The 23,164-nt window shown below is 69.0% G+C and carries 22 protein-coding genes and 1 tRNA gene; 10 read left to right on the top strand and 13 right to left on the bottom strand.

What is annotated here, in order from left to right:
• Positions 1-18: 18 nt before the first annotated feature.
• Together CV755_RS26235 and CV755_RS26230 are read right to left on the bottom strand one after the other, a co-directional pair.
• The gene (locus CV755_RS26235; protein ID WP_109282731.1) at positions 19-513 is read right to left on the bottom strand and encodes a GNAT family N-acetyltransferase; all 495 of its coding nucleotides are present in this window, start codon (positions 511-513) and stop codon (positions 19-21) included.
• A 54-nt stretch (positions 514-567) separates the two neighbouring features.
• Complete coding sequence (locus CV755_RS26230; protein WP_109282730.1) at positions 568-1,692, bottom strand: aminopeptidase P family protein; 1,125 nt, start codon at positions 1,690-1,692, stop codon at positions 568-570.
• 217 nt (positions 1,693-1,909) lie between these two features.
• Here CV755_RS26230 and CV755_RS26225 point away from each other — a divergent pair, with 217 nt between their 5' ends.
• A complete protein-coding gene (locus CV755_RS26225) occupies positions 1,910-4,075 on the top strand; it encodes an MMPL family transporter (protein ID WP_109282729.1) in 2,166 nt (721 codons plus the stop codon).
• A gap of 297 nt (positions 4,076-4,372) precedes the next feature.
• On the opposite strand, the gene CV755_RS26220 is transcribed toward CV755_RS26225, so the two are convergent.
• Both CV755_RS26220 and CV755_RS26215 read right to left on the bottom strand, forming a co-directional pair.
• Entirely contained in the window at positions 4,373-4,840 is a 468-nt protein-coding gene (locus CV755_RS26220; protein WP_109282728.1) for an NUDIX hydrolase, read from the bottom strand.
• Complete coding sequence (locus tag CV755_RS26215) at positions 4,833-5,591, bottom strand: DUF5919 domain-containing protein (protein WP_109282727.1); 759 nt, start codon at positions 5,589-5,591, stop codon at positions 4,833-4,835. Before CV755_RS26215 ends, CV755_RS26220 begins: the two co-directional genes overlap by 8 nt.
• A 448-nt stretch (positions 5,592-6,039) precedes the next feature.
• On the opposite strand from CV755_RS26215, the gene CV755_RS26210 reads away from it, so the two are divergent.
• A complete protein-coding gene (locus CV755_RS26210) occupies positions 6,040-6,279 on the top strand; it encodes a hypothetical protein (protein WP_109282726.1) in 240 nt (79 codons plus the stop codon).
• Positions 6,276-6,512: a DUF7848 domain-containing protein gene (locus CV755_RS26205; RefSeq protein ID WP_109282725.1), complete on the top strand. Its 237-nt coding sequence runs from the start codon at positions 6,276-6,278 to the stop codon at positions 6,510-6,512. Before CV755_RS26210 ends, CV755_RS26205 begins: the two co-directional genes overlap by 4 nt.
• A 925-nt stretch (positions 6,513-7,437) precedes the next feature.
• Here the strand turns inward: CV755_RS26205 and CV755_RS26195 are convergent.
• From CV755_RS26195 to CV755_RS37250, 4 genes are all read right to left on the bottom strand, one after another.
• Positions 7,438-8,598 (bottom strand): AAA family ATPase, encoded by a 1,161-nt coding sequence (locus CV755_RS26195; protein ID WP_161968750.1) that lies wholly within the window; start codon positions 8,596-8,598, stop codon positions 7,438-7,440.
• A gap of 158 nt (positions 8,599-8,756) precedes the next feature.
• Positions 8,757-9,293 carry a DUF2742 domain-containing protein gene (locus CV755_RS26190; RefSeq protein WP_109282722.1) on the bottom strand — a complete coding sequence of 179 codons (537 nt, stop codon included), beginning with the start codon at positions 9,291-9,293 and terminating at the stop codon, positions 8,757-8,759.
• A gap of 146 nt (positions 9,294-9,439) precedes the next feature.
• On the bottom strand, positions 9,440-9,721 hold the full coding sequence (locus CV755_RS26185; protein ID WP_193553480.1) for a DNA-binding protein: 282 nt from the start codon (positions 9,719-9,721) through the stop codon (positions 9,440-9,442).
• Positions 9,718-9,951 (bottom strand): helix-turn-helix domain-containing protein, encoded by a 234-nt coding sequence (locus CV755_RS37250; RefSeq protein WP_364852884.1) that lies wholly within the window; start codon positions 9,949-9,951, stop codon positions 9,718-9,720. Before CV755_RS37250 ends, CV755_RS26185 begins: the two co-directional genes overlap by 4 nt.
• A 98-nt stretch (positions 9,952-10,049) precedes the next feature.
• Between CV755_RS37250 and CV755_RS26175 the strand changes: the two genes are divergently transcribed.
• Positions 10,050-10,820: a helix-turn-helix domain-containing protein gene (locus CV755_RS26175; RefSeq protein WP_109282720.1), complete on the top strand. Its 771-nt coding sequence runs from the start codon at positions 10,050-10,052 to the stop codon at positions 10,818-10,820.
• Positions 10,821-10,950: 130 nt separating this feature from the next.
• Entirely contained in the window at positions 10,951-12,441 is a 1,491-nt protein-coding gene (locus tag CV755_RS26170) for a tyrosine-type recombinase/integrase (protein ID WP_422070592.1), read from the top strand.
• 19 nt (positions 12,442-12,460) lie between these two features.
• Here CV755_RS26170 and CV755_RS26165 read toward each other — a convergent pair.
• A tRNA-Thr gene (locus tag CV755_RS26165) sits at positions 12,461-12,533 on the bottom strand.
• Between the two features lie 205 nt (positions 12,534-12,738).
• Here CV755_RS26165 and CV755_RS26160 point away from each other — a divergent pair.
• The 3 genes from CV755_RS26160 to CV755_RS26150 all read left to right on the top strand — a co-directional run bounded on the left by CV755_RS26160 (position 12,739) and on the right by CV755_RS26150 (position 15,188).
• Positions 12,739-13,857 (top strand): ABC transporter ATP-binding protein, encoded by a 1,119-nt coding sequence (locus tag CV755_RS26160; protein WP_109282718.1) that lies wholly within the window; start codon positions 12,739-12,741, stop codon positions 13,855-13,857.
• Positions 13,858-13,991: 134 nt separating this feature from the next.
• A complete protein-coding gene (locus CV755_RS26155; RefSeq protein WP_109282717.1) occupies positions 13,992-14,408 on the top strand; it encodes a hypothetical protein in 417 nt (138 codons plus the stop codon).
• 57 nt (positions 14,409-14,465) lie between these two features.
• Entirely contained in the window at positions 14,466-15,188 is a 723-nt protein-coding gene (locus CV755_RS26150; protein WP_109282716.1) for a nucleotidyltransferase family protein, read from the top strand.
• 578 nt (positions 15,189-15,766) lie between these two features.
• Here CV755_RS26150 and CV755_RS26145 read toward each other — a convergent pair.
• The 3 genes from CV755_RS26145 to cysS all read right to left on the bottom strand — a co-directional run bounded on the left by CV755_RS26145 (position 15,767) and on the right by cysS (position 19,906).
• Positions 15,767-17,347, bottom strand: coding sequence for a DoxX family protein (locus CV755_RS26145; RefSeq protein ID WP_161968749.1), 1,581 nt, complete (start codon positions 17,345-17,347; stop codon positions 15,767-15,769).
• Positions 17,348-17,475: 128 nt separating this feature from the next.
• Positions 17,476-18,426 (bottom strand): 23S rRNA (guanosine(2251)-2'-O)-methyltransferase RlmB, encoded by a 951-nt coding sequence (gene rlmB / locus CV755_RS26140; protein ID WP_109282715.1) that lies wholly within the window; start codon positions 18,424-18,426, stop codon positions 17,476-17,478.
• An 88-nt stretch (positions 18,427-18,514) separates the two neighbouring features.
• Entirely contained in the window at positions 18,515-19,906 is a 1,392-nt protein-coding gene (gene cysS, locus CV755_RS26135; protein ID WP_109282714.1) for a cysteine--tRNA ligase, read from the bottom strand.
• Between the two features lie 172 nt (positions 19,907-20,078).
• Between cysS and CV755_RS26130 the strand changes: the two genes are divergently transcribed.
• Together CV755_RS26130 and CV755_RS26125 are read left to right on the top strand one after the other, a co-directional pair.
• Positions 20,079-21,209: an acyltransferase family protein gene (locus CV755_RS26130; RefSeq protein WP_109282713.1), complete on the top strand. Its 1,131-nt coding sequence runs from the start codon at positions 20,079-20,081 to the stop codon at positions 21,207-21,209.
• A gap of 188 nt (positions 21,210-21,397) precedes the next feature.
• Positions 21,398-22,669, top strand: a complete 1,272-nt coding sequence (locus tag CV755_RS26125; protein WP_241561396.1) for an acyltransferase family protein — start codon at positions 21,398-21,400, stop codon at positions 22,667-22,669.
• 27 nt (positions 22,670-22,696) lie between these two features.
• On the opposite strand, the gene CV755_RS26120 is transcribed toward CV755_RS26125, so the two are convergent.
• Positions 22,697-23,104, bottom strand: coding sequence for a PPOX class F420-dependent oxidoreductase (locus CV755_RS26120; RefSeq protein ID WP_109283523.1), 408 nt, complete (start codon positions 23,102-23,104; stop codon positions 22,697-22,699).
• Positions 23,105-23,164: the final 60 nt, after the last annotated feature.

The raw sequence follows: 23,164 nt of genomic DNA, 5'->3' as shown, positions 1-23,164 counted from the left end.
GCGCCCCTAACGGGGCCCCTACGGGTGCAGCGGCAGATGCATGATGTGCAGCCCCGTGTAGGAGCCGTCCGGGAGGCGGAACGCCTCTGGGACGGTGCCCACCACCGTGAAGCCCAAGGAGCGCCACAGGGCAACCGCCCGGACATTGCTCTGCACCACCGCGTTGAACTGAATCCCGCGGTACCCCGCCGAGCGGGCCCAGGAGACCAGCTCCTCGCCCAGCGCCCGGCCGACCCCCCGCCCCGCCTGCTCGGGGGCGACCATAAAGCTGCCGGTGGCCACATGCGAGCCGGGACCCGGCCGGTTGGGCCCCATCTTGGCGCTGCCCAGCACGGTCCCGTCCGCGTCCACGGCCACCACCGTCCGCCCCGGCGGCCGTTCCATCCACCACTCGCGGCCCTGCTCAAAAGAGAGGTCCCGCGGATAGACATAGGTCTCCCCGGCCTCGGTGATGTGGCGGAAGAACGGCCAGATGGCGGCCCAGTCCCCGGCCTGCGCGTCCCTGATGTGCATGGGGTCAGACTGTGCACACCCCTTGGCGCAACGCCAGCGATTTTCCGGGGACCGTCAGGAGACGATCCACATGTCCCGGTCCGTGTTGTTCAGCCGCCGCCCACCGCTCTCCGTGCAGACCACGATGTCCTCGATGCGCACCCCGAACCTGCCCGGCAGATAGATGCCCGGCTCGATGGAGAAGCACATCCCCGGTACCAGCGGCAGGTGTTCGCCCTCCACCAGATACGGCGGCTCATGGGTGGTGACGCCGATGCCATGGCCGGTGCGGTGTACGAAGTACTCGCCATAGCCGTCCCTGGTGATCACCTGGCGGGCCACCCGGTCGATCTCCTGGCAGGCCACCCCGGGACGTACCGCCTCGAACGCGGCCTGCTGGGCCTCCCGCACCAGCCGGTGCACCTTGCGTTCCTCGGCCGTGGGCTCGCCGACATGGACCGTACGTGTGGTGTCGGACCCATAGCCGTCCAGCAGACCGCCGAAGTCCAGCACCACCATGTCGCCGTTCTCGATCACCCGGTCGCCCGCCTCATGGTGCGGGTTGGCGCCATTGGGGCCGGAACCGACGATGGTGAAGTCCACCTGGCTGTGGCCGAACCGCCGCAGCAGCCGGGCCAGATCGGCGGCCACCTCGTTCTCCCGCCGTCCCGCGAAGGGCAGTTGGACGATCTCCTCATAAGTGGCGTCCGCCGCCGCCCCCGCGGCCGCCAGCCGCGCCACCTCATGGGCGTCCTTGACTGCGCGCAGCATCGGCAGCGCCTCGGCCAGCGCCGCGAAGGAGGCGCCGGGGCAGGCGCGTTGCAGCCCCAGCAGGTGCAGTGCCCAGGTGTTGTCGGAGACCCCATAGCGGCCGGGCGCCGTCAGATGCCCGGCGATGGCCGCGTACGGATCCTCGCCGTCCCGCCAGCCGGTGATGGCCAAGAGGGCGGCTCCCGGCGCCTTTTCGGCATCGGGGCGCTCCAACTCCGGTACGAACAGCCTGGGTTTCCCGCCGGGCACCAGCAACAGCGCGGTCAGCCGCTCGGTTTCCACCGGCCGGTAGCCGCACAGCCAGGTCAGGGTGGGGCCGGGCATCACGATCAGACCCGTCATCCCGGCCTGGATGGTGGACCGCACGGCCCGTTCCATCCGGGCCGGGTAGTTCTCGGAAGCACTGGCGGCAGAGGCAGCGTCGGTCATGGGGGCAGCGTAATCCGGGTGCAGGCGCTCGGCAGTCCGGTCTCTACCCCACGGGTGAGAGGCTCTCCTCCCGAGGGAGGAGGGCTCCCCCACCCCAGGACCGATTTCCCCCTGACTTCCCCAGGAATTCGTTGGCACCGCATAAAGACACTCCCTAGGTTGGGCCTGCCCGTACGAACTTTCGCACCTTGGCAGTACCAGAGGGGGAGCCCCAACCATGTTCCGACGAATCGGACGGTTCGCCGTCCATCGACCATGGCTGACGATCGCGGCCTGGATCATCGCAGCCGTGGCCCTCGGCATGCTGGCCCCGGGGCTGAAGGCGACCAACGACGAGACCGAGTTCCTGCCCTCGCACTATGAGTCGGTGCAGGCCAGCAAGCTCCAGGACAAGGCCTTCCCGCACACCGACCAGGCCGCGGCCACCATCGTCTTCCAGCGCTCCGACGGCGGGAAGCTGGACGCGGGCGATGTCCGCGATATGACCAAGATCAGCCAGGGGCTGGGCGCCAAGCACTACAAGCTGGTCGCCAAGGTGGTCACGGCGGGCGACAAGTCCGTCTCGCCCAACCATGAGATAGGCCTGGCCCAGGTCGTCGCCACCACCAAGAACTCCTATGAGAAGGACCTCACCGACTCCGTCAAGAAGATGCGTGAGGACGGCAAGGAGCTGCTGAAGGGCACCCATCTGAAGATGGGGATCACCGGCACCGCCGCCACCAACCTGGACTCCCAGGAGTCCTCGGGCGACACCGACGCCCTGGTGATGTCGGCGACCCTGCTGCTGATCATCGTGCTGCTGCTGGCCATCTTCCGCAGCCCGCTGATCGCCATCCTGCCGGTGATCATCATCGGTGTGGTGTTCTCGGTGGCCCTGGGCCTGATCGGCACCGCCGCCGCGGCCGGCGGACTGAAGGCCGACCCCTCCATCACCGCGATCCTGATCGTGGTCCTCTTCGGTGTCGGCACCGACTACATCCTCTTCCTGCTGTTCCGCTACCGGGAGCAGCTGCGGGCCGGGCAGCAGCCCAAGGAGGCCCTGGTGGAGGCGGTCGCCCGGGTGGGCGAGACCATCGCCTCCGCGGCCGGCGCGGTGATCGCCGCCTTCCTCGCCCTGCTGCTCTCCACCATGGGCATGATGCGGACCTGGGGCCCCTCGCTGGCCATCTCGGTGGGCGTCACCCTGATCGCCGCCCTCACCCTGGTCCCGGCCGTCTTCTCGCTGCTGGGCACCAAGGCGTTCTGGCCGTCCAAGGCGTGGAAGAAGCAGCCGAGGAACCGCCTGGCCAACAGCCTGGGCTCGGTGGTCGCCGGCCGTCCCGGTGTGATGGCGGTGCTGTCCGCCGGTGTCCTGGCGGTGCTGGCCATCGGCGCCTTCGGCTTCAAGTCCGACTTCAACACCCAGAGCCAGCTGCCGCAGAAGCTGGAGTCCGTCCAGGCCGCCAAGGACATGCAGAAGGGCTTCTCGGCCGGCCAGTCCGACCCGGCCATGGTCTATCTGAAGTCCAAGGACGGCTCACCGCTGAGCAAGAGCACGGTGGACGCCTTCGCCGCCAAGCTCTCCGCCATCGACGGTGTGGACAAGAGCCACCCCGTCACCCCCGCGATGGGCTTGCACGACTCCGTCGCCCAGTACTCGGTGGTGCTGAAGTACGAGTCCACCGATGACCGGGCCATCGAGCTCGCCAAGGGCCCGCTGCGGCACACCGCGCATCAGGCGGCTCCCCAGGGCACCCAGGCCTATGTGGGCGGCACCTCCGCGGTGCTGACCGACATCGAGAAGGCCGTCAACCACGACTACAAGGTGGTCTTCCCGGTCGCCGGCCTGGCCATCATGATCATCCTGGCCCTGCTGCTGCGCAGCCTGGTCGCCCCGCTGTATCTGATGATCGCCGTGGCCCTGGGCTTCGGCGCCACCCTGGGCGCCACCGTCTGGCTGTTCCAGGACATCAAGGGCAAGGACGGCATGCTCTTTATGCTGCCGGTGATCGTCTATCTCTTTGTGGTGGCCATCGGCACCGACTACAACATCCTGATGGTCGCCCGGCTCCGGGAAGAGGTCCGGCGGGGCGTCTCCGCCCGGGAGGCGATCCGGGAGGCGGTCTCCCGCTCCGCGCCCACCATCGCCTCCGCGGCGATCATCCTGGCCGGCAGCTTCGGCGTGCTGATGATCTCCGAGAACTCCATGCTCCAGCAGATGGGCTTCGCGGTCGCCTTCGGCATCCTGCTCACCGCCTTCATCATGGCGATGCTGCTGGTGCCGACCATCACCTCGCTGCTGGGCCACAAGGCCTGGTGGCCCGGCCACCAGGACGCCCCCCGCGAGCCGGCGCCACTGTCGCACCCCGGCCACCGGCACGAGGGCCGGCAGGCGGTCCGCTAGTCACCCGGCGATGACCGAAGGCCGGGAACCCGAATCGGGTTCCCGGCCTTCGCGCTTTCCAGAGCCGCCTATCGGACTCGAACCGATGACCTGCTGTTTACAAGTTCCCTTGACCCCGTCCGGCTGGTGCCGGGCGGGGTCGCCTACTTCCCGTTGATGCAGGTCAGCGCGTGGGGCCGGTCCCGCTGGTGCCGGTCCCTGCTACCCCGTCCGAAGGCGTCCGGGCTCACTCCGGGCTCACTTCGGAGAGGCGTTTTCGCTGGTGAGGGGCCTACTCCGGGAGGGCATCAATGACAGCTACCGGGCTGCTGGCATCTGGCCGTTCCGCCAGTCGTCGATGCGCTTCCGGATGCTGGCGACCATCGGCAACGCATCGATGTCCCCCGGCTCGAACCACCGCACGTCCGTGGACTCCTCGGAGATCGCCAACTGTCCGGCCATGGGGCGCGCCAGGAAGCAGACGGAGAATTCCTGCCGCACCTCGCCATCGTCGTAGGCGAAGACGTGGCGGGGGTTGGTGTAGGTGCCGACGATACCGACGACCTCGACGTCCATCCCGGTCTCTTCCTTGGTCTCCCGTACAGCGCACTCAGGCAGTGACTCACCGATGTGCATCGCTCCCCCGGGCAGCGCCCACATACCGTTGTCGCTGCGCCGTTGAAGCAGGACGCGTCCGGTGTCGTCGACGACGATGGTGGAGGCGGCCGGAACGAGACTGTTCGCGGCCGGAGCGTTCGGGTCGTCCTCATAGTCGCGCCTACCCATCGTGCCGCTCCCCTCCCCAGACCGGGGTTCCCCGGTTCCACAGTTCCTCGACGTGCGCGGCGAAGCGGTCGAACATGCCGTCGTCCTGGTGCCGGCGCAGGTGCAGCGTGGGGGCATCGTGCCCCACATGGTGGGTGAGCAGCGGCGTCACGATCATGTCGTCATCGAAACGGAACACGGAGAGGTACGCGTGCCCGTCGCTGTACTTCGCACTGATGCCTGCCTGCTCCCTGATCTTCTCGAGTTCGGCGAGCGTCACGCGAATCCGGGTGGAGAGGGTCAGTGCAACGTCCTCTTCCCGCTCTCGCGCCCGCGTCAGGTCGCTCTCGGGGTGGCCGAGCAGAAACCTCACCTGGCAACCCTGCGCGGCCTTGCGGCGCAGCGCCGTCCCGAAGCGCGCCTGCTCGAGCCAGAGGAAGTAGTTCGTGTAACCGGCAAAAGCCAGTTGCCGTTCCGCCTTGGTGATCAGTGAGCGCCACAACGTCGACGGGCACGCCGAGCGGTAGGGATAGACCGCGACCACTTCGCGGTCCGGGCCGACCTTGATTGCCCTCTTCGCGGCTGCTGGCCACAACACGGCCTCGTCCTCTCCGACCGCTTCGCAGATCGCCCACCGATGACGGGCATGAGGCACGCGCCCGGACTGGGTGATCCAACGGCCAACGGTCTTGACGTCGACGCCACACCGATCGGCCAACTGGCGGTCGGTCACCCGGGCCTGGGCCATCGCGCGGCGCAGAGCTTCGTTCACGGGTACCCCCTGGGACGTTTGGAACGCTTGGCAACGTACTCCGACTCCGTGTCTAACGTCCTCGGAAGGCGGTAGGAACGCCCCTCCTGGCTCGCAAGTGTGGGTCCTTGACCGAAGAAACCCCCGCGACCGCTGCTGAGGGTGCGGCCCGGGGGCATGGCCAACGCTGATAAGGAGCGCCAGCGATGCACGACCTTATCTCTCGGTTGTTCGCGTGGACGAGAGCAACCTTTGGGCCGGACTCCTCCGGCCACTCCCCTGACACCTGTCACGCCGCTCGCACGCCACACGCACCCGCCCGGCAACCTGTGGCACGCCCGGCGCCGGTGGGCCCGCGCCGCCACAAGTGGCCGATCGACAGCGGCAGCGAACCCGGGCCCATGTTGTGGGTGACAGCGCACGGAATCGACATCCGCACTCGCCAGCCCCATGACAGGAAGGCGGGACGATGACCGCAAGCGAACGCAACGCGTTGCCCACGACTGGCTCGTTCGTCGTGGACACAAGCCGCAACGAGATCGGGCAGGTGATGGACTACGACCCCGAGCAAGCATGCCTCCAACTACGCCCACCACGGGGCGGGTTGGAATGGGACGCCCGCCCGGACGACGTGCGTCCCGCGACCGACAAGGAGCGGCTGAGCGCGAAGGTACAGGCGGCCAACTCCGGTAGGTGGTGGTCACAGTGAGCGCGCACACCGTGATCCGGTTCGCCGACTGGCTGATCGGGCCGGAGACGGCGCCGGAAGCACCGCCGATCATCCACGAGTTGGAGTGCACCACGTGCAACGCCACCTCGGAGGCAACTGGCGACTTCGAAGACGCCCGCAACTGGGCCTTCCAGCACTCCGGCCATAACCCCTCCCACACCGGCTACCGCGAGAACATCACCCGGTTCTGGCGCGCCACGCTCCTGGACTGATCGCGCCCCCTCAACGCCCGCCCCGGCTGTCCCTGACAGGTGCGGACGGTCGACGGCCGGGGCAGGCACCACCTTCGATCAGGCCCTGATCCGCTCTGCCCCACGGTGCGGATCGGGGCCTGCCGCCTGTTCCCGACGGCGCGTCTATGGGCGGCACGTTCGAGGCCGCGGTTCACCTCCGGCTCCGATACGGGCAGTCGCCGCTCCCCCCAAGAAAGCCGTTGATCAAAAACGGTCCCAATTTCGCAGCGTCGTGCGGGGGATGGGGGGCCGGGTCCGAGAATGATTTTTCGTAGAAGAATCACCCACCCCCACCCCAGGATCCTGGGCAGGCAAGGGCGGCGTGCCCCCAGCAGACCCGTCTGGGCGACTCGGGGGCCTTTGTACAGCGGCTCGTCGAAGCAGCCACTACCGTGACGGCCTTGCCGTCTTGGATGCGGAAGGGAAGTGTCGGGGTGGGCTTCAGGAGGGGCACTCGGGTCAGGTCCATCGCGGATCAAGCGACTCGCGCCATGGCTGAGGGTCGGCAGGTATTCGTATGCCGCGTCTACGAGGGTGGCCCGAAGGATGGTTGGAGCGGATCGCTGTCCGGGATGGCTGAGCAGATCGAGGCCGTCGAGGCGGCGGGCTGGTCGCTGGTCCAGTCCTCATTCCTTCAAGGCAGGTGGCACACGGTCGCAGCCTTCTTGATCTTCCGGCGCGGGGGGTCATAACTGACGGTTGTGCTTGCGGCAGGTGCAGCTGCGGCACAGGACGGCGAGGCTGCTCGGCCAGGATGGGGGCAGTGATGCGCTGCCACGAGGAGCCGTACCCGCGCTGTGCGGCTGTCCCGCGAATGCGGTCCTACCGGGCCTGCCAGACGGCTTGGCGCCTCTCTCGGCGTTCGAAGGGTGGCTCCGCCCCCGGCTCCTTCGATGGGTGACGCTTACGTGCTGCACCCGGGGTGCGTCGTCTGGTTGGGCTCGTAGACGGTCATGGACTCTCCGCAGACGGCGCACAGGGCCCTCTGGCCCGGTCCCACATCCGTCAGTTCCTCGTGGTGACGGTCAGGGGCCACGTACACGCCCCGGACGGGCTTGCTCAACCGTCCAGAGTCCAGCAGTCGCTTGAGGTACTGGTGAGCGTCGTCGCCGAACTGTTCGGCCACCGCCTTCGCCCTCGCCCCCTCCGGGTGTCGGCGGACGAACTCCAGGATGCTCACGGACTTCTCACCCAACTCGTCTGCCTCGGCGCGCTGCTGGACACGAGCCGCGGCCTCCCCCAGGTCTGCGCCGTCCAAGACCCACACACCATCCGCCATCCTCATGGCGTACTCGGCCTCGGGTACGTCGCGTCCGGTGACCTTGAGAACGGCATCCTGCGCCTGCCGCTTGCGCACCAGGACGACGACCGTGTCCGCCGCCCCGGCAAGACCATGGGTGCCAGACACGGAGTCGACGAAGTCCTCCGAGCTGGCTTTGCGATCGTGGTGCAGCGCCGTGATCGCCATGCCGGGACGGCTGTCCGCGAGCCTCTTGAGCGTGCCTGCCACGCGGTAGTCACGCTGATATGCCGACTCGCCCATTGCCGCGGGCGGCATGACCTTGCCGAGCGTGTCGATGACGACCAACGCCGTGTCCGGGTACCTGTGCAAGAACGCCGCGATCGTCATCAACACCATGTCGGGCCGGACCTCGGTGATGTAGTGGAACCGCTCGGGGATCGGCGCGCCCGCGAGAATGGTCCGACAGCGATCCTGCATGCGCCTGTCGCCGTCCTCCAGGGCCAGGTAGAGGACGCGCCGCTTCTCACCAGTGGCGACCTTGCCCGCGGCGTAGCCGCCGGCGGCGACGGCCAGCAGGATGTCGAGCACAAGCCAGCTCTTTCCTGCCTTCGGCGGGCCGATCAACAGGGAGAAGCCTTCAGGGAGAAGTCCTTCGACGGCGTACCGGAGCGGCGGGAACTGCTGTGCGTCCAGCCATACGCCGTCTCGAAGGCCAGCGAGCAGGGTTTCCTCGGTGTCCTCGCCTAGATCAGTGTCAGAACCGTCAGAGCTGTCAGAGCAAGCGGGTTTCCGCTGGTCACGGGCTTCGGCGTCTTCTGACACCTGAGCGGCGTCCGGCGAAAGCGAGGCCGAACCGTCAGGGCCAGCACCCAGCCGTGTTCCGGTCGCGCGGACCGGTTCTGACACTTCTGACACTTCTGACAGCGGATTCGAGGCCGTGAGCATCCGCACCGCCGGGTCAAGCGCTGCGTGGTGTGTGGTCAAGATGTTCGCTCCTGACCGCTGACGCGGTTGTGCGGAAGGTCCACCTGGCGGCCGTCGATGCAGTGCCACCACCAGCCGGGACGGCCAGGGATTGCGATCGGCGGCCAGCCGGGCGTTGCTCGGACTTCACGAACGGGCACGGGCTGACGGCGCCCGGCTAGCTCCTCGTTCGTCGGGCGACGGGCGAGAGAGGCTGCGATGGTGCGGGCGTAGCCGTCGGCATCCTGGGTCACGACGTGGAACCAGCGCTCGGGGTCGTCCGTCAGCAGCTTGTCGAGCCAGTGTTCACGCTGGACGTGGCGCCGCCAATGTTCGGCGGCCTCGATGATGGCGGCGGCACGGCGCGGGTCCTCGGCGCGAAGACGTATCCAGGCCGGACTGCCGTACTCCGGCGGGTCGGTGACCTCGAGGGCGGTGAACTGCTGCTCGGCCCACAAGGCCGTGACGTCACCGGCCGTGATGCCGGCGGACGGGTCCGTCTCGGGGATCGGCTTGACCTCGATCGAAGGGGGCCGGTCGACGGCCCGCGTCACCGTGCGGCCTCCGGAACGAGCGGCAGAACAAGTGCAGGGCGACGGTTCTGGGCGCTCTGTGGCGGAGTTGGTGCCTGTGCCATGCTGGGCATGAGGACGTCTGCTTTCCGGGCGGCGCCGGAGCCTCTACTCCAGCGCCGCTCTCGCTAGTGGGAACTGGTGTGATGAGGAGCGTTCTCGGTAGGCAGCGCCGGGGCGGCTACCCCGGTGCTGTCCTCAATGCCAAGGGACTTGAGAAGGTCGGAGCGACGGGCGCGGCACTTGCGTCCGATCCGGATCACCGGCACCGGGAGCGCGTCGGCACGGGCCAGTTCGTACGTGGCCGTGCGGCCGATGCCATAGATGCGGCCGACGGTCGGCCAGACGTCGACGACGGCGGGGAGAGCGAGAACCTCGGCGGCTGTAAGCGCCTGAGACGGAGCGCTCATGCCGATCTCCGTTCAGCAATGTACGGCTCGAGCAGAGTGGCCAGCTCGTTCAACTCCAGGACCACTGCGACCCGGTGCAGGGACTCGACGGAGAGCTGTTTTTCGCCACGCTCGACCTTGGACAAGTGCCCCGGGTCGATCCCGGAGCGCTGAGCAACGGTCCGCAGGGTCATCCCCCGGGCTACGCGGACGGCGCGCAGCGGCGGGACATTCAACCTTGCGGTTGACATTGTCTGCATTGATCGAAGATAGGTCGCCGCCTGACCGACAGTCAACCAACTCTGAACATGGCTTCACATCTCGTTGACTGCTGGTCTACGGTGACCACATGGCCAACAACCCGCTGTACCAAGACCCTTCCGAGTCATCGGCGGAGGTGATGAGTCCCAACCAGCTCGTCTCGTACAACCTGCTTCGCGCACGCCGCGCCCGCGGCTGGACGCAGCAGCAACTCGGCGAGTTGCTCGGGCGGTACACCGGACGCGTCTGGTCCAACGCCAGCGTCAGCGCGGCCGAGCGGGCGTGGCAGGGCGGACGCCCCAGGAAGTTCGACGCAGATGAGATCGCGGCGTTCTGCCGGATCTTCGATGTCCCCTTCTCCTATTTCCTTATGCCGCCCAGTGACGCGGACATCGTGGCCATCTCAACGGCCGAGGGCGAAGGTTCCGGAATGGCCACCGACTTTCCGGTCATCGAATACCTGAAGTGCATCCTCGGTGTAGACGGACCAGCCGACTTCACCGACCGCGCACAGGAAATCGTCTCGGCCCATGCATCTCTCGACTTCTTTCCCGCCAAATGGGATTGGGACGGAAGCCATGGACTCCCCCGCCGGACATGGCCGCTGTCGGAGCTGAGAGACACAGCTCCGGAGCCACTGGTCGACGCTGGCGCAGTGAAGCCCTCGCAGCAGCTCACAACGGGTCTATCAGCCAAGGCGGATGCCTCGCACATGGCCGAACAGCTAGCGCAAAAGGTAGCCCAACTCCTCGAAGCCCGTGGCTGCTTCATCGACCGCGATCTCCAGACAGAGGTGCGGTTGTTGCGAGGGCGGATTGATGCACTCGAAACCGGGTGCAAGAAGAACCAAACCTCTTGAAGGAGCGTGAGTGAAAGGATCAACATTCCGGCGCTGCGCCTGCCGCAACCCGGAGACCGGCAAGCAGTACGGGCAGTCCTGCCCGAAGCTCACCAACAAGCGCCATGGACTGTGGAACATCCGGCAGGAGTTGCCGCCCCGCGCGGACGACACCCGCCGCACCTTCCGGCGCAGCGGCTACGACTCCATGGCCACGGCACAGGCCGACCTCGACAAGGTCCGCGCGCTGCTCGGCATCCCGGGCAAGGACGACGCCGAGGACCGGACCCGGATCGGTGACCTGCTCGAGTCGGTGTCGGCCAGCAAGGCGCCGATCCCCGACTACGAAGAGACGAAGCGCAAGCTCTACGCCGGGCAATCACTCATCAGCAAGCTCACCGTCGGGGAGTGGCTGGACAGTTGGCTGGCCAACAAGCACGGCCGACCGACCGCCATCGCCTGCAACGAGAACGACATCAGGTTGCACCTGAAGCCGCACATCGGCCATGTGCCGCTCAACCGGCTTCGCGTCGATCACCTCGTGGCCATGTTCAACGCCATCGTCGAGCGGAACATGGAGATCGAGGAGAACAACACACAACGGCGCGCGGTCGTTGAAGCGTTGGCCGGCACCCCGTGGAAGGGGCGCGATAACCGGGCCCGGCGGAAGGCCCTCAAGGAGACGTTGGCGCAGATGCCGCCGTTCCGGCGCCCGGCCGGGGCGGCCACACGGCAGCGGACCCGCGCCACGCTGCGGGCGGCACTCAACGACGCGATCGCCCAGCAGCTGATCACCTTCAATCCGGCCGCCAGCGTCAAGCTCGACCCGGGCAAGCGGCCGAAGGCGTTGGTGTGGACGGCCGAGCGTATCGAGCAGTGGCGCCGGACCGGCGAGAAGCCTTCCCCGGTCATGGTGTGGACCCCGGAGCAGACCGGCCAGTTCCTCGACTTCGTCGCCGAGGACCGGCTGTACGCCCTCTGGCACCTGATCGCCTTCCGGGGCCTGCGGCGCGGTGAGGCATGTGGGCAGGGGTGGGATGACACCGATCTCGATCAGGCCGTGCTGGCGGTCTCCAAGCAGCTCGTGCAGAGGGGACGGGAGGTCTACGAGGACACACCCAAGACCGACAGCGGGGCGCGCACGGTCGCGCTCGACGAGGACACGGTGAGGGTGCTCAAGGCGCACCGCAAACGGCAGAACCGGGAGCGCCTCGAGTGGGGTGAGGCATGGGTGAACACCGGCCGCATTTTCACGCGGGAGAACGGCGAGTGGCTCCGCCCCGATGCCGTCACGGCCCGCTTTGAGAAGCTGGTCGCGATGTCCGGCCTGCCACCGATCCGGCTGCACGACCTGCGCCACGGCGCGGCCACGATCGCTCTCGCCGCAGGCACCGAGATGAAGGTGGTCCAGGAGATGCTCGGGCACTCCTCGATCACGATCACCTCGGACACGTACACCAGCGTCCTGCCCCAAGTGGCCAAGGACGCCGCAGAAGCAGCCGCGCGGCTCGTCCCCCGGGCCCGTCGTGAAGGGGTACGCGGTACCGGGGGGCTCACCCCGGGCGCACCCGCTGGCCAACGCTTTGGGCCGGTCCCGGCCCAGCCGACGCCGATCACGAAGAAAGCCCAGGTCAGCGTGTAACTGACCCGGGCTTCGACAGAGCCGCCTATCGGACTCGAACCGATGACCTGCTGTTTACAAGACAGCTGCTCTACCAGCTGAGCTAAGACGGCACGGCCAGCAGTCTACCCAGACTTCCGGTTCCGCCCAGCACAGATTTTTCCCGCCCGGTCCCACCGTGATTTCCGTGACCCGCACCCTGCTGACAAGCGGCTCGTGCCCCGGTACCGTCACCGGCAACCCGGTCCGAATTGGACTGGACCACTCCCTCTACTCGGATCGTCCGGCACGTTCCTGCCGGTGAAGGGACCCGACACCATGGCCACGGTCACTTATGACAAGGCGACCCGGATCTATCCGGGCGCCGACAAGCCCGCCGTCGATCAGCTGGACATCCGCATCGAGGACGGTGAGTTCCTCGTCCTGGTCGGCCCCTCCGGCTGCGGGAAGTCCACCTCGCTGCGGATGCTGGCGGGGCTGGAGGACGTCAACGGCGGCTCCATCCGCATCGGCGACCGCGATGTGACGCATCTGCCGCCCAAGGACCGGGACATCGCCATGGTGTTCCAGAACTACGCCCTCTACCCGCATATGACGGTCGCGGAGAACATGGGCTTCGCCCTGAAGATCGCCAAGGTGCCCAAGGCGGAGATCCGGCAGAAGGTCGAGGACGCGGCCCGGATCCTGGACCTCACCGAGTACCTGGACCGCAAGCCCAAGGCGCTCTCCGGCGGCCAGCGGCAGCGGGTGGCCATGGGCCGGGCCATCGTCCGCGAGCCCCAGGTGTTCCTGATGGACGAGCCGCTGTCCAACCTGGACGCCAAGCTCCGGGTGCAGACCCGCACCCAGATCGCCGGGCTCCAGCGGCGGCTGGGCATCACCACCGTCTATGTCACCCATGACCAGGTCGAGGCCATGACCATGGGCGACCGGGTGGCGGTGCTCAAGGACGGCCTGCTCCAGCAGATCGACTCACCGCGCAATATGTACGACCGTCCGGCCAACCTCTTTGTCGCCGGGTTCATCGGCTCGCCCGCCATGAACCTGGTGGAGGTGCCGATCACCGACGGCGGGGTGAAGTTCGGCAACAGCGTAGTGCCGGTCTCCCGGGAGGCGCTGACCGCCGCGGCCGACCGGGGCGACCGCACCGTCACCGTGGGCGTGCGCCCCGAGCACTTCGACCTGGTGCGGCCGGCCGGCGACCCGCTGGCCAAGGACGCGTCGGCGGGCCTGGCGGTCACCGTGAACGTGGTGGAGGAGCTGGGCGCGGACGGCTATGTCTACGGCACCGCCGAACTCGACGGCGAGCGCAAGGACTTGGTGGTCCGGGTCGGCGGCCGCGAGGTGCCGGAGAAGGGCGCCGTGCTCAATGTGGTGCCCCGGCCGGGCGAGCTGCATGTCTTCTCCACCTCCTCGGGCGAGCGACTGAGCGACTGAGCGACTGAGCGAGCCGACCGACCGAGCGGCGGCCGGTTCCATACGTCAACCCGGCGAAAGGAAACCGGCCGCCACATCGCTCAACCGGGTGACTAAATGTCGCTTACCCATTACCCGTCGCTACCATCTGCGGCATGAATCAGGCCGCCCGCCGCATCGGCAGAACCCTCGCTCTCGTCCTTCCCGTCGTTCTCGTCCTCTCCGGGACGCTCGCGGTCACCCGCGTGCCCTGGGCGGCGCCGACCGCCGAGTCCCAGGTGCTCACCGCCTCCTCCGACAACGCTTCCACGGCCAGGGCCGGCCGGGCACCGCACGAGGTGCTGCGTGACCGGCTACTGACGGAGCTTCAGGAGAAGAACCCGGGCGTCGCCCTCACCCATCTCCAGGAGGCCACCAACGGCCGCCCCTCGCTGGCGCGTTACTGCATGGACATCGCCCGCGACCTCGGGCGGGCGGCGGTCGCCAAGTATCACTCGGCCCGCAAGGCCCAGTCCTACTCGCGCCCGGTCTGTGACACCTCCTTCGCCGCCGGCGTCGCCGAGAGCCACTGACCGCACCGCCAAGGGCCTGCCGCATCGTGGTCCGCGGCACGGCATAGGGTGCCGGGCATGACCGGCACCCACCACAGCAGCAGTCCCACGCAAGCCGTGATCCTGGCCGGCGGCCAAGGGTCACGGCTTCGCCCGTACACCGACGACCGGCCCAAGCCGATGGTGGAGATCCCCGGCACCGGAATGCCGATCATCGGCCACCAGCTGGCCTGGCTGGCCGCCGAGGGCGTCACCGACGCCGTGGTCTCCTGCGGCCATCTGGCCGAAGTCCTCCAGTCCTGGCTCGTGTCGGCCGAACTGCCGCTGCGGGTGACCACCGTGGTGGAGACCGAACCCCTGGGCCGCGGCGGCGGCCTGAAGCACGCCGCGGCCCGGCTGCCCCACCCCGACCAGCCCTGGTACGCCACCAACGGCGATATCTGGACCCGCTTCTCCCTGCGCGAGATGGCCGCCTTCCACCAGGAACGGGACGCCACCGCGACCCTGGCGCTGGCCCGGCCCCGCATCCCCTGGGGCGCGGTGGAGACCGACGAATTCGGCCATGTACTGGACTTCATCGAGGCCCCGCCGTCCCCGTACCTGATCAACGCGGGCGTCTATGTCTTCTCCCCCGGCTTCGCCGCGCTGCTCCCCGACCGCGGGGACCACGAGCGCACCACCTTCCCCCGACTGGCCCGCGAACGCCGCCTGGCCGGCTTCCCACTGCCACACGGCGCGTACTGGCGGGCAATCGACACCGCCAAGGACCTGACCGAGGCGGCCCGAGAGCTGACGGGCTGAACGGGGGGCAGGGCGGCCCTTTGCCGCCCGGTCGGCGGCACGGCGGCCCTTGACCGCCTGGCCGGTGGCACGGTGGCCCGTGCCGGTCCGGCTGCAGTGCGGTGGCCCGTACGCGGCCCGGTGGCAGCTAGGCGGTCCGTACCCCGCCTGACGGCAGCACGGCGGCCTTACCGGCCCGACCGCAGCGCGCCAGCCCCTTGAGCGCTCGACCGTGGCGCGCCAGCCCCTGAGCGCTCGACCGTGGCACGGTGGCTCCTTGGAGCGCCCGGCGGTGGCAGCACCGACCTCCTGACCACCCGGCGGCGGCACGGTGGCCCGTACCCGGCCGACAGCAACACGGCGGTCCGAAAGTCGTCCAACAGCAGCACGGTGGCCCGCACCCGGCCCAGCAGCAGCACGCCGGCCCGTACCTGACCCGGCAGCAGCACAATGGCCAGCACCCGCTCGACCGCGACACGGCGGCCCGCACCCGCCCCGGCAGCAACACGGTGGCACACGCCCGACCGCAGCACAGCGGCCCCGCACCCGCCTGAGCGGATGCGGGGCCGCCGTGGCGGACCTGGTGGGCCGGCGGGTGGTCAGCCGAGGAGACCGCCCAGCGCGCCGCCGCCCGAACCGGCGGAGTCCGAGCCACCGCCCGTGCCGCCGGAGGAGCCGCCGCCCGTGCCACCGGAGGCTGCCGAGCCGCCGGAGGAGTTGTGGTGCGGGGCCGCCGGGGCCGCGGGCTGGTGGTGCGGGGTCTGCGGCGCGGAGTGCGGCGAGCTGCTGCCCGGACGCCCGCCGGTGGCCGCGGTGGAACCCGCCGGGGACTTGGCGGTGCCGCGGGGCGCGGTGGCGGAGGGGGTGGGCGCCGCCGTCCGGTGGCCGCCGGCGCCCGGCTTGGGCGTGGCGCCGGAGGACGGGCCGTGCGAGCCGCGCGGGGTGGTGCTGGGCCGCATCGGCAGCGGGGAGCCCGGCAGACTGTTGGCCGGCGGCGCGGCCGGCCCGGGCACGGGCGCGTTCTGCGAGGACCGTACGGCACCGCCCAGCACCGAACCGGTGATCAGCGAGGCCCCGATCAGCACGGTGGCCATCACCGTGCCCCGGCGCAGCACCCGCCGCCGCAGCTCCCACAGCCCGGCGCGCGGGCCCAGCCGCCGCCAGGCCTCGCCCGCCAGCCGGCCGTCCACCGAGTAGAACGGCGCCCCGGCGATCACCAGCGGGCTCCAGGCGGCCAGGTAGATGATGTCCGGCGCGGCGTAGACCGGAACGGTCCGCCAGGTGACGGTCACCAGCAGGGCCGCCGAGAGCAGCATCCCGATGCCGGCGGCCAGCCGCTGCCAGAGGCCGAAGATGGTCAGGACGCCGACGACGATCTGGAGGAAGGCCACGGTGAGCCCGGAGCCCACCGGGTGGCTCAGCGCGAAGGCCCGCAGCGGGGCGGCCGCGCTCCAGGGGTGCAGCGCGGTCAGCCAGGTGACCATGGAGCCGCGCTTGCCGCCGTCGAAGTAGACCGGGTCGCAGAGCTTGCCCATGCCGGCGCAGATGGAGATCAGGCCGAGGAAGACCCGCAGCGGAAGCAGCACCACGCCCAGGTTCATCCGGCGCCCGGGGTAATAGGCGTGCTTGACCGGGTCGTTGCCCTGGCGGCCGCCACGCGGGGCGTCGAACTCCTCGTCGAACTCACCATGCTCGTACGGAGGTTCGCCATCGTCCGCCATGGACGGACGTACGGTGGACAGCAGTTGGGTGCTGTCCTCGGGGCCGATCGGGCCACGCTGGCCGATCATGGGCGGAGCGCCCACCCCGACCCGGGGCAGCACCTGGGTGGCGCCGACGTCTCCGCCGACGGCTCTGGTGGCCGTGGTGACGCCGGACTCCCGCACGGCGTCCAGGAGTTGGGTGGGCGCCGCGTCGCCGGGCTCGGTCCGCCCGCTCCACACCACGGGGCGGCGCCTGGCCGCGCCCGGGACCGTGGGCAGCTGCGCCGTGTCGGCGGCTACGGCGATCCGCCGGGCGGCTCGCGGGGGGCGCGCGAGCTGTACACGGAAGCTCAGGTGATTTCCGGAGACCTGCGCGGGGTCGGAGGGAACCTTCACCGTACTCAGCGCGGGCTGGTCGTCGTACCCGGAAGAGCTTCCCCCCGTGGGTGTGCGGGGTGTTCTGGTGTCCACACTCATCTAACCGAGTGACCGGAGATAAGGACACTGCCTTGACCGGGCCAAGGTGTCCGAGACCCGTCAAGGTCCCCAACTGGCGGTGCGGCCACGGAAGATGATCTTCCGCGGCCGCACCTCAACCAGGGCGATCAGGCGCGGCGGCGCGCCGCCTCGTAGAGCACCACACCCGCGGCGACACCCGCGTTGAGCGACTCGGCGCCGCCCGGCATCGGGATCCGCACCCGGAAGTCACAGGTCTCGCCGACCAGCCGGGACAGGCCCTTGCCCTCGCTGCCGACCACGATGACCACCGGACCCTCCAGGGCGTCCAGCTCGTGCAGCTCCATATCACCGTCGGCGGCCAGGCCGACCACCATCAGGCCCTGCTTCTGGTACGCCTCCAGGGTCCGGGTCATATTGGTGGCGCGGGCCACCGGCGTACGGGCGGCGGTGCCGGCCGAGGTCTTCCAGGCGCTGGCGGTCATCCCGGCGGCACGCCGCTCGGGCACCACCACGCCGTGCCCGCCGAAGGCGGAGACGGAGCGGACCACGGCACCGAGGTTGCGCGGGTCGGTGATGCCGTCCAGGGCGACGATCAGCGGGTCCTCGCCGTCGTCGAAGGCGGCGGCGGTGAGGTCCTCGGGGTGGGCGTAGTCATACGGCGGGACGGACAGCACCAGGCCCTGGTGGTGCAGGCCGTTGGTCATCCGGTCCAGCTCCGGGCGGGGAGCCTCCATCAGATTGAGGCCGCGCTCGGCGGCGAGCTGGAGCGCCTCGCGCACCCGCTCGTCGTTGTCCAGGAACTGCTGGACGTAGAGGGTGTTGGCGGGTACGCCCTCGCGCAGCGCCTCGACCACCGAGTTACGGCCCACGACCAGCTCATTGGCACCCTTGGGGCCGCCGCGGCGCGGGGCCGGGCGGCGGGCCGACTGCTTGGCCTGGGCGTTGGCGAGCCGGTTCTTCTTGTGGCCCTTGCGCATATGCGCGGGCGGGGTCGGGCCCTTTCCCTCCAGGCCCCGGCGTCGCTGGCCGCCGCTGCCGACCGTCGCGCCCTTCTTGTTGGACGTACGGCGGTTCCTGCGCTGGCTGTTGCCGGCCATGGGTCACCTGTTTCCTGCTACTGCGTTTGACGTGCTTGGTACGGACGTGCTGGTACAGACACAAAGGCGTGCCTGCTAAAAGTGTCGCTCAGGCGAGCGACCAGCGCGGCCCGGAGGGGGTGTCCTCGACGACCAGCCCGGACTGCTGGAGCTGGTCGCGGATGGCGTCGGCGGTGGCGTAGTCCTTGCGGGTACGGGCCGCCTGGCGCTGGTCGAGGACCAGGCGGACCAGGGAGTCGATCACTCCATGCAGGTCCTGGCCGCGCTCGGCGCCGCCGGCCCACCGCTCGTCCAGCGGGTCCAGGCCCAGCACTCCGAGCATGGCGCGGACCTCGGCGAGGCGGGCGACGGCGCCCTCCTTGTCGTCGGCGGAGAGCGCGGCATTGCCCTGCCGGACGGTGGTGTGCACCACCGCCAGCGCCTGGGGGACGCCCAGGTCGTCGTCCATCGCCTCGGCGAAGGCGGGCGGCACCTCGGCGGCGGGCTCCACCGGGCCGGCCTTCTCCACCACGCGCTGGATAAAGCCCTCGATCCGGGCGAAGGCGGACTCGGCCTCGCGCAGCGCCTCCTCGCTGTACTCGATCATCGAGCGGTAGTGCGGGGTGCCGAGGTAGTAGCGCAGCACAATGGGCCGCCAGTGCTTGGTCATCTCCGAGACCAGCACCGAGTTGCCCAGCGACTTGGACATCTTCTCGCCGCTCATGGTGACCCAGGCGTTGTGCAGCCAGTAGCGGGCGAAGTCGTCGCCGAAGCCCTTGGCCTGGGCGATCTCGTTCTCATGGTGCGGGAAGATCAGGTCCAGGCCGCCGCCGTGGATGTCGAAGGCGGTGCCCAGGTACTTGTGGGCCATGGCCGAGCACTCCAGGTGCCAGCCGGGGCGGCCGCGGCCCCAGGGCGTCTCCCAGCTGGGCTCGCCGGGCTTGGCCGCCTTCCACATGGCGAAGTCGCGGGGGTCGCGCTTGCCGGTCTCGTCCTCGGCGGAGGGCTGGAGGAGGTTCTCCAGTTCCTGGTTGGAGAGCTCCAGATAGCGCGGGAAGGAGCGGACGTCGAAATAGACATTGCCGTTCACGGCATAGGCATGGCCGCGCTCGATCAGCCCGCGCATCATCTCGATCATCTCGGGGATATGACCGGTCGCCCGCGGCTCCACGGTGGGGCGCAGGCAGCCCAGGGCGTCATAGCCCTCGTTGAAGGCGACCTCATTGTCATAGGCGATGGCCCACCAGGGACGTCCCTGCTCGGCCGCCTTCTTGATGATCTTGTCGTCGATGTCGGTGACATTGCGCACCAGGGTCACGTCATAGCCGCGGTAGACGAACCAGCGACGCAGGATGTCGAAGTTCAGTCCTGACCGGATGTGCCCGATGTGCGGTGCGGCCTGCACGGTGGCGCCACACAGGTAGATCGAGACACAGCCCCGTGTGATCGGGGTGAAGTCACGGATCTGCCGGGCGCTGGTGTCGTACAGGCGAATAGTCACGGAACCAGGGTAGTGGCCCCATGGCAGTGCCCAGGGCCCGCAGCCGGGCCGCGATCCGGCCACTGCTCCAAACTGCTGCGCTTTGTCGGCTATTTACGCTTTTGCGGCAAAAGTACAAATTCGCGTGATAGCTTCCCCGGCACGCCTCGCGGCCCGATCCCCAGGAGGGCTGGTGCACTCCACTCTGCCGGTACAGCAGGAGCATCCCGGCCGGCCGGTCCTGCCCCCATGCCGGGCCGGGGGTGAGCGGGCCCGGCACCGGCTGGGCGCGCTGGACGGGCTGCGGCTGGGTGCGGCGCTGATGGTGGTGGCGTACCACTACCTGGCCTTCGGCAGCGGCGCCTGGCCCCGTTCCCCGCACACCCTTTTCCCCCGCGGCCATCTGCCGGCCTCCTACGGCTGGCTGGGAGTCCAGCTGTTCTTCCTGATCAGCGGCTTTGTCATCTGTCTGAGCGGCTGGCGGCGCGGACTGGCGGAGTTCGCGGTCTCCCGGATCACCCGGCTCTATCCGGCGTACTGGTTCGCGGTGCTGGCGGTGACCGTGGTGCTGTGGCGCTGGCCACAGGTCAACCCCCGGCCGGGGCTGCGGGATGCCGCCGTCAACCTGACGATGCTCCAGGAACCCCTGGGGGTGGAACCGGTGGACGGGGTCTACTGGACACTCTGGGTGGAAATGCGGTTCTACCTGCTGTTCGCCCTGGTCGTCTGGCGGGGCCTGAGCTACCGGCGGGCGGTGGGCTTCTGCCTGGTCTGGGCCTTTGCCGCGCTCGTCGCCAGGGCCACCGGGGCCGAGCCGCTGAGCACGGTACTGATGCCCGGGGACTGCTGGTATTTCATCGCGGGAATTTCCTTCTGCCTGATGTACCGGTTCGGCCCGAACCAAGCGCTCTGGCTGATCATCGGCGGATGTTTCCTGATCACTCAGCATGATCTGCTGGCCGCACAGGGCCGCGCCGAGGGATATATGGGGCACAAGGTTCCGCATTGGCCGGCCGCCTTGCTGCTGACGCTGTTCTTCCTCGCCCTGGCGGCGGTGGCCCTCGGCTGGACACAGCGGCTCGAGTGGCGTTGGCTGTCCACAGCCGGAGCGCTGACCTATCCGCTCTACCTGCTCCATGAGCGCATCGGCTGGGTGATCATCAAGCACGGCGACGGGCGTCTCCCGCGCTATGTGCTGTTGCCCGCGCTGGTCGCGGGGATGCTGATGGCCGCCTGGTTGGTGCACCGGTGGGTGGAACGCCCGCTGGCCCGCCGGGTCGGTGACTCCATGCGGAAAGCAGTGACGGCCATCCGTTCCGGGTAGGGCAAGCACATCCGAACCCTTCAACCACTCGCCACCGAACGGTCACACAGGGCGCAGATGAATACCACCATCCAGGGGAGACCGCACAGAAACATGAGGACAGGAGACCGCTGTCACGGCGACACGGGTTCGACCTGTGTCAACATTCCTGCGCGCACGCCCGCCGCATACGAAGATCCGACTAATCCATGGGAGTGGACGACATGCGCTTCGCCAACCGAGGCCGACCCGATGGCGGCCCGGTAGCCGTCCCGCATTCCGCACCCAGGCTCTATGTACTAGACGGACTGCGCCTGCTGGCCGCCCTGATGGTGGTCGTCTACCACTACACCGACCTGCACGGCGGCTGGGGCCGCCCGCCCACCGAGGTCTTCCCGCATCTGACCGTGGTCAGCCGCTACGGCTGGCTGGGCGTCGAGGTCTTCTTCCTGATCAGCGGCTTTGTCATCTGTATGAGCACCTGGGGCCGCACCCTGGGTGACTTCATCGCCTCCCGGGTCTCCCGGATCTACCCGGCCTACTGGTTCGGCGTACTGCTGACCGCCACGGTGATCTCGCTCTGGCCCCAGGTACGCAGCCTCAAGAGCTGGGACGCCGTCTTCACCAACCTGACCATGCTCCAGCAGGGGGCGGGCGTCTGGGATGTGGACGGCGTCTACTGGACGCTCTTTATCGAGCTGAAGTTCTATGTGCTGTTCGCCCTGGTGGTCGCCACCGGCGTCACCTACCGCAAGTGTGTGATGTTCTGCGGGCTGTGGACGGTGGCCGCACTCACCGCGCAGGTGACCGACGACAAGCTGCTCGACATGTGGACGATGCCGCTGTTCGCGCCGCACTTCATCGCGGGCATCGCCTTCTATCTGATGCACCGCTTCAAGCCCACGGCCCTGCTGTGGGGCATCGCCGGGTCCTCGTTCCTGCTGTCCCTGCACCACATGCCCAAGCGCGTCTCGGACAACACCAACAGCTCGGTCCCGGTCTGGCCGGCCGTACTGATCCTGGCGCTGGCCTATGCGGTGATGGCGATGATCGCGCTGGGCTGGTTCGACCGGCTCCAGTGGCGCCGGCTGGCCACCGCCGGAGCGCTCACCTACCCGCTGTATCTGATCCACCAGTACATCGGGATGACGGTGATCTACTGGCTGCGCGACCGGGTGCCCGCCCCGGCCCTGGTGACCGGGCTGATCGCGGTGATGCTGGGGGCCGCCTGGCTGGTCCACCGCTGCATCGAACGGCCGCTGTCCAAGCGGCTGCGCCGGGCAGTGCTGCGCGGCATCGAGGAGATGCGGCGCCACTCCGCCCCGCCGGCCGGCCGGGCCGTCCCGCAGAACGGGCTGACGGCCGTTCTGCAGGAGCCCCGGCACTACCGCCAGACGGGACCGTATGAGCAGGCGGAAGCCGAACGGGCCGTCCAGGAGGAGGCCGAACGGATCGCCGTCGGCAAGCCGGAGGGCGTCTGACGGCGTCCGGCGGCGCCGGGCGGCCCGTCAGAGCGAGCCGACGACCTTCCGCGGGGTGATGCGCACCACCACCCGCTCGGCGTCGTCCTGGGCCGCCGGGTTGAAGTCGGCGTAGTCCTTGCCGGTGTACTTCCGCGACAGCTCGTTGATCAGCTGCTGGCCACCCTCCGTAGTGAGGGTGGCCGTGCCGCGGATCTCGGCATAGGTGTAGGGCGCGTTATGCGGGTTGATCAGGACCGTCACCCGCGGGTCCCGGCGCAGGTTCCGCTCCTTGCGCCGCCCCACGGTGGTGGAGATCAGCAGGTCGTCGCCGTCCCGCTTGATCCACACCACCGACAGCTGGGGGCTGCCGTCCGGCTGGACCGTGGCCACCACGGCGAAGACGGGGTTGTCGTCGAGGAACTTCTTCAGATCTTCCGAGAGCTCGGCAGACACCATCCGGATCCTTCCTTGAGCGCCGGCGCGCCCGCGCGCCTGACGACACGTCGGTTCACG

The organism is Streptomyces orinoci (genome assembly GCF_003121295.1).
In the GTDB taxonomy this organism is placed as follows: domain Bacteria; phylum Actinomycetota; class Actinomycetes; order Streptomycetales; family Streptomycetaceae; genus Streptomyces; species Streptomyces orinoci.
Note: the sequence above shows the minus strand (reverse complement) of the source record. Positions and strands in the feature narration are given on the sequence as shown.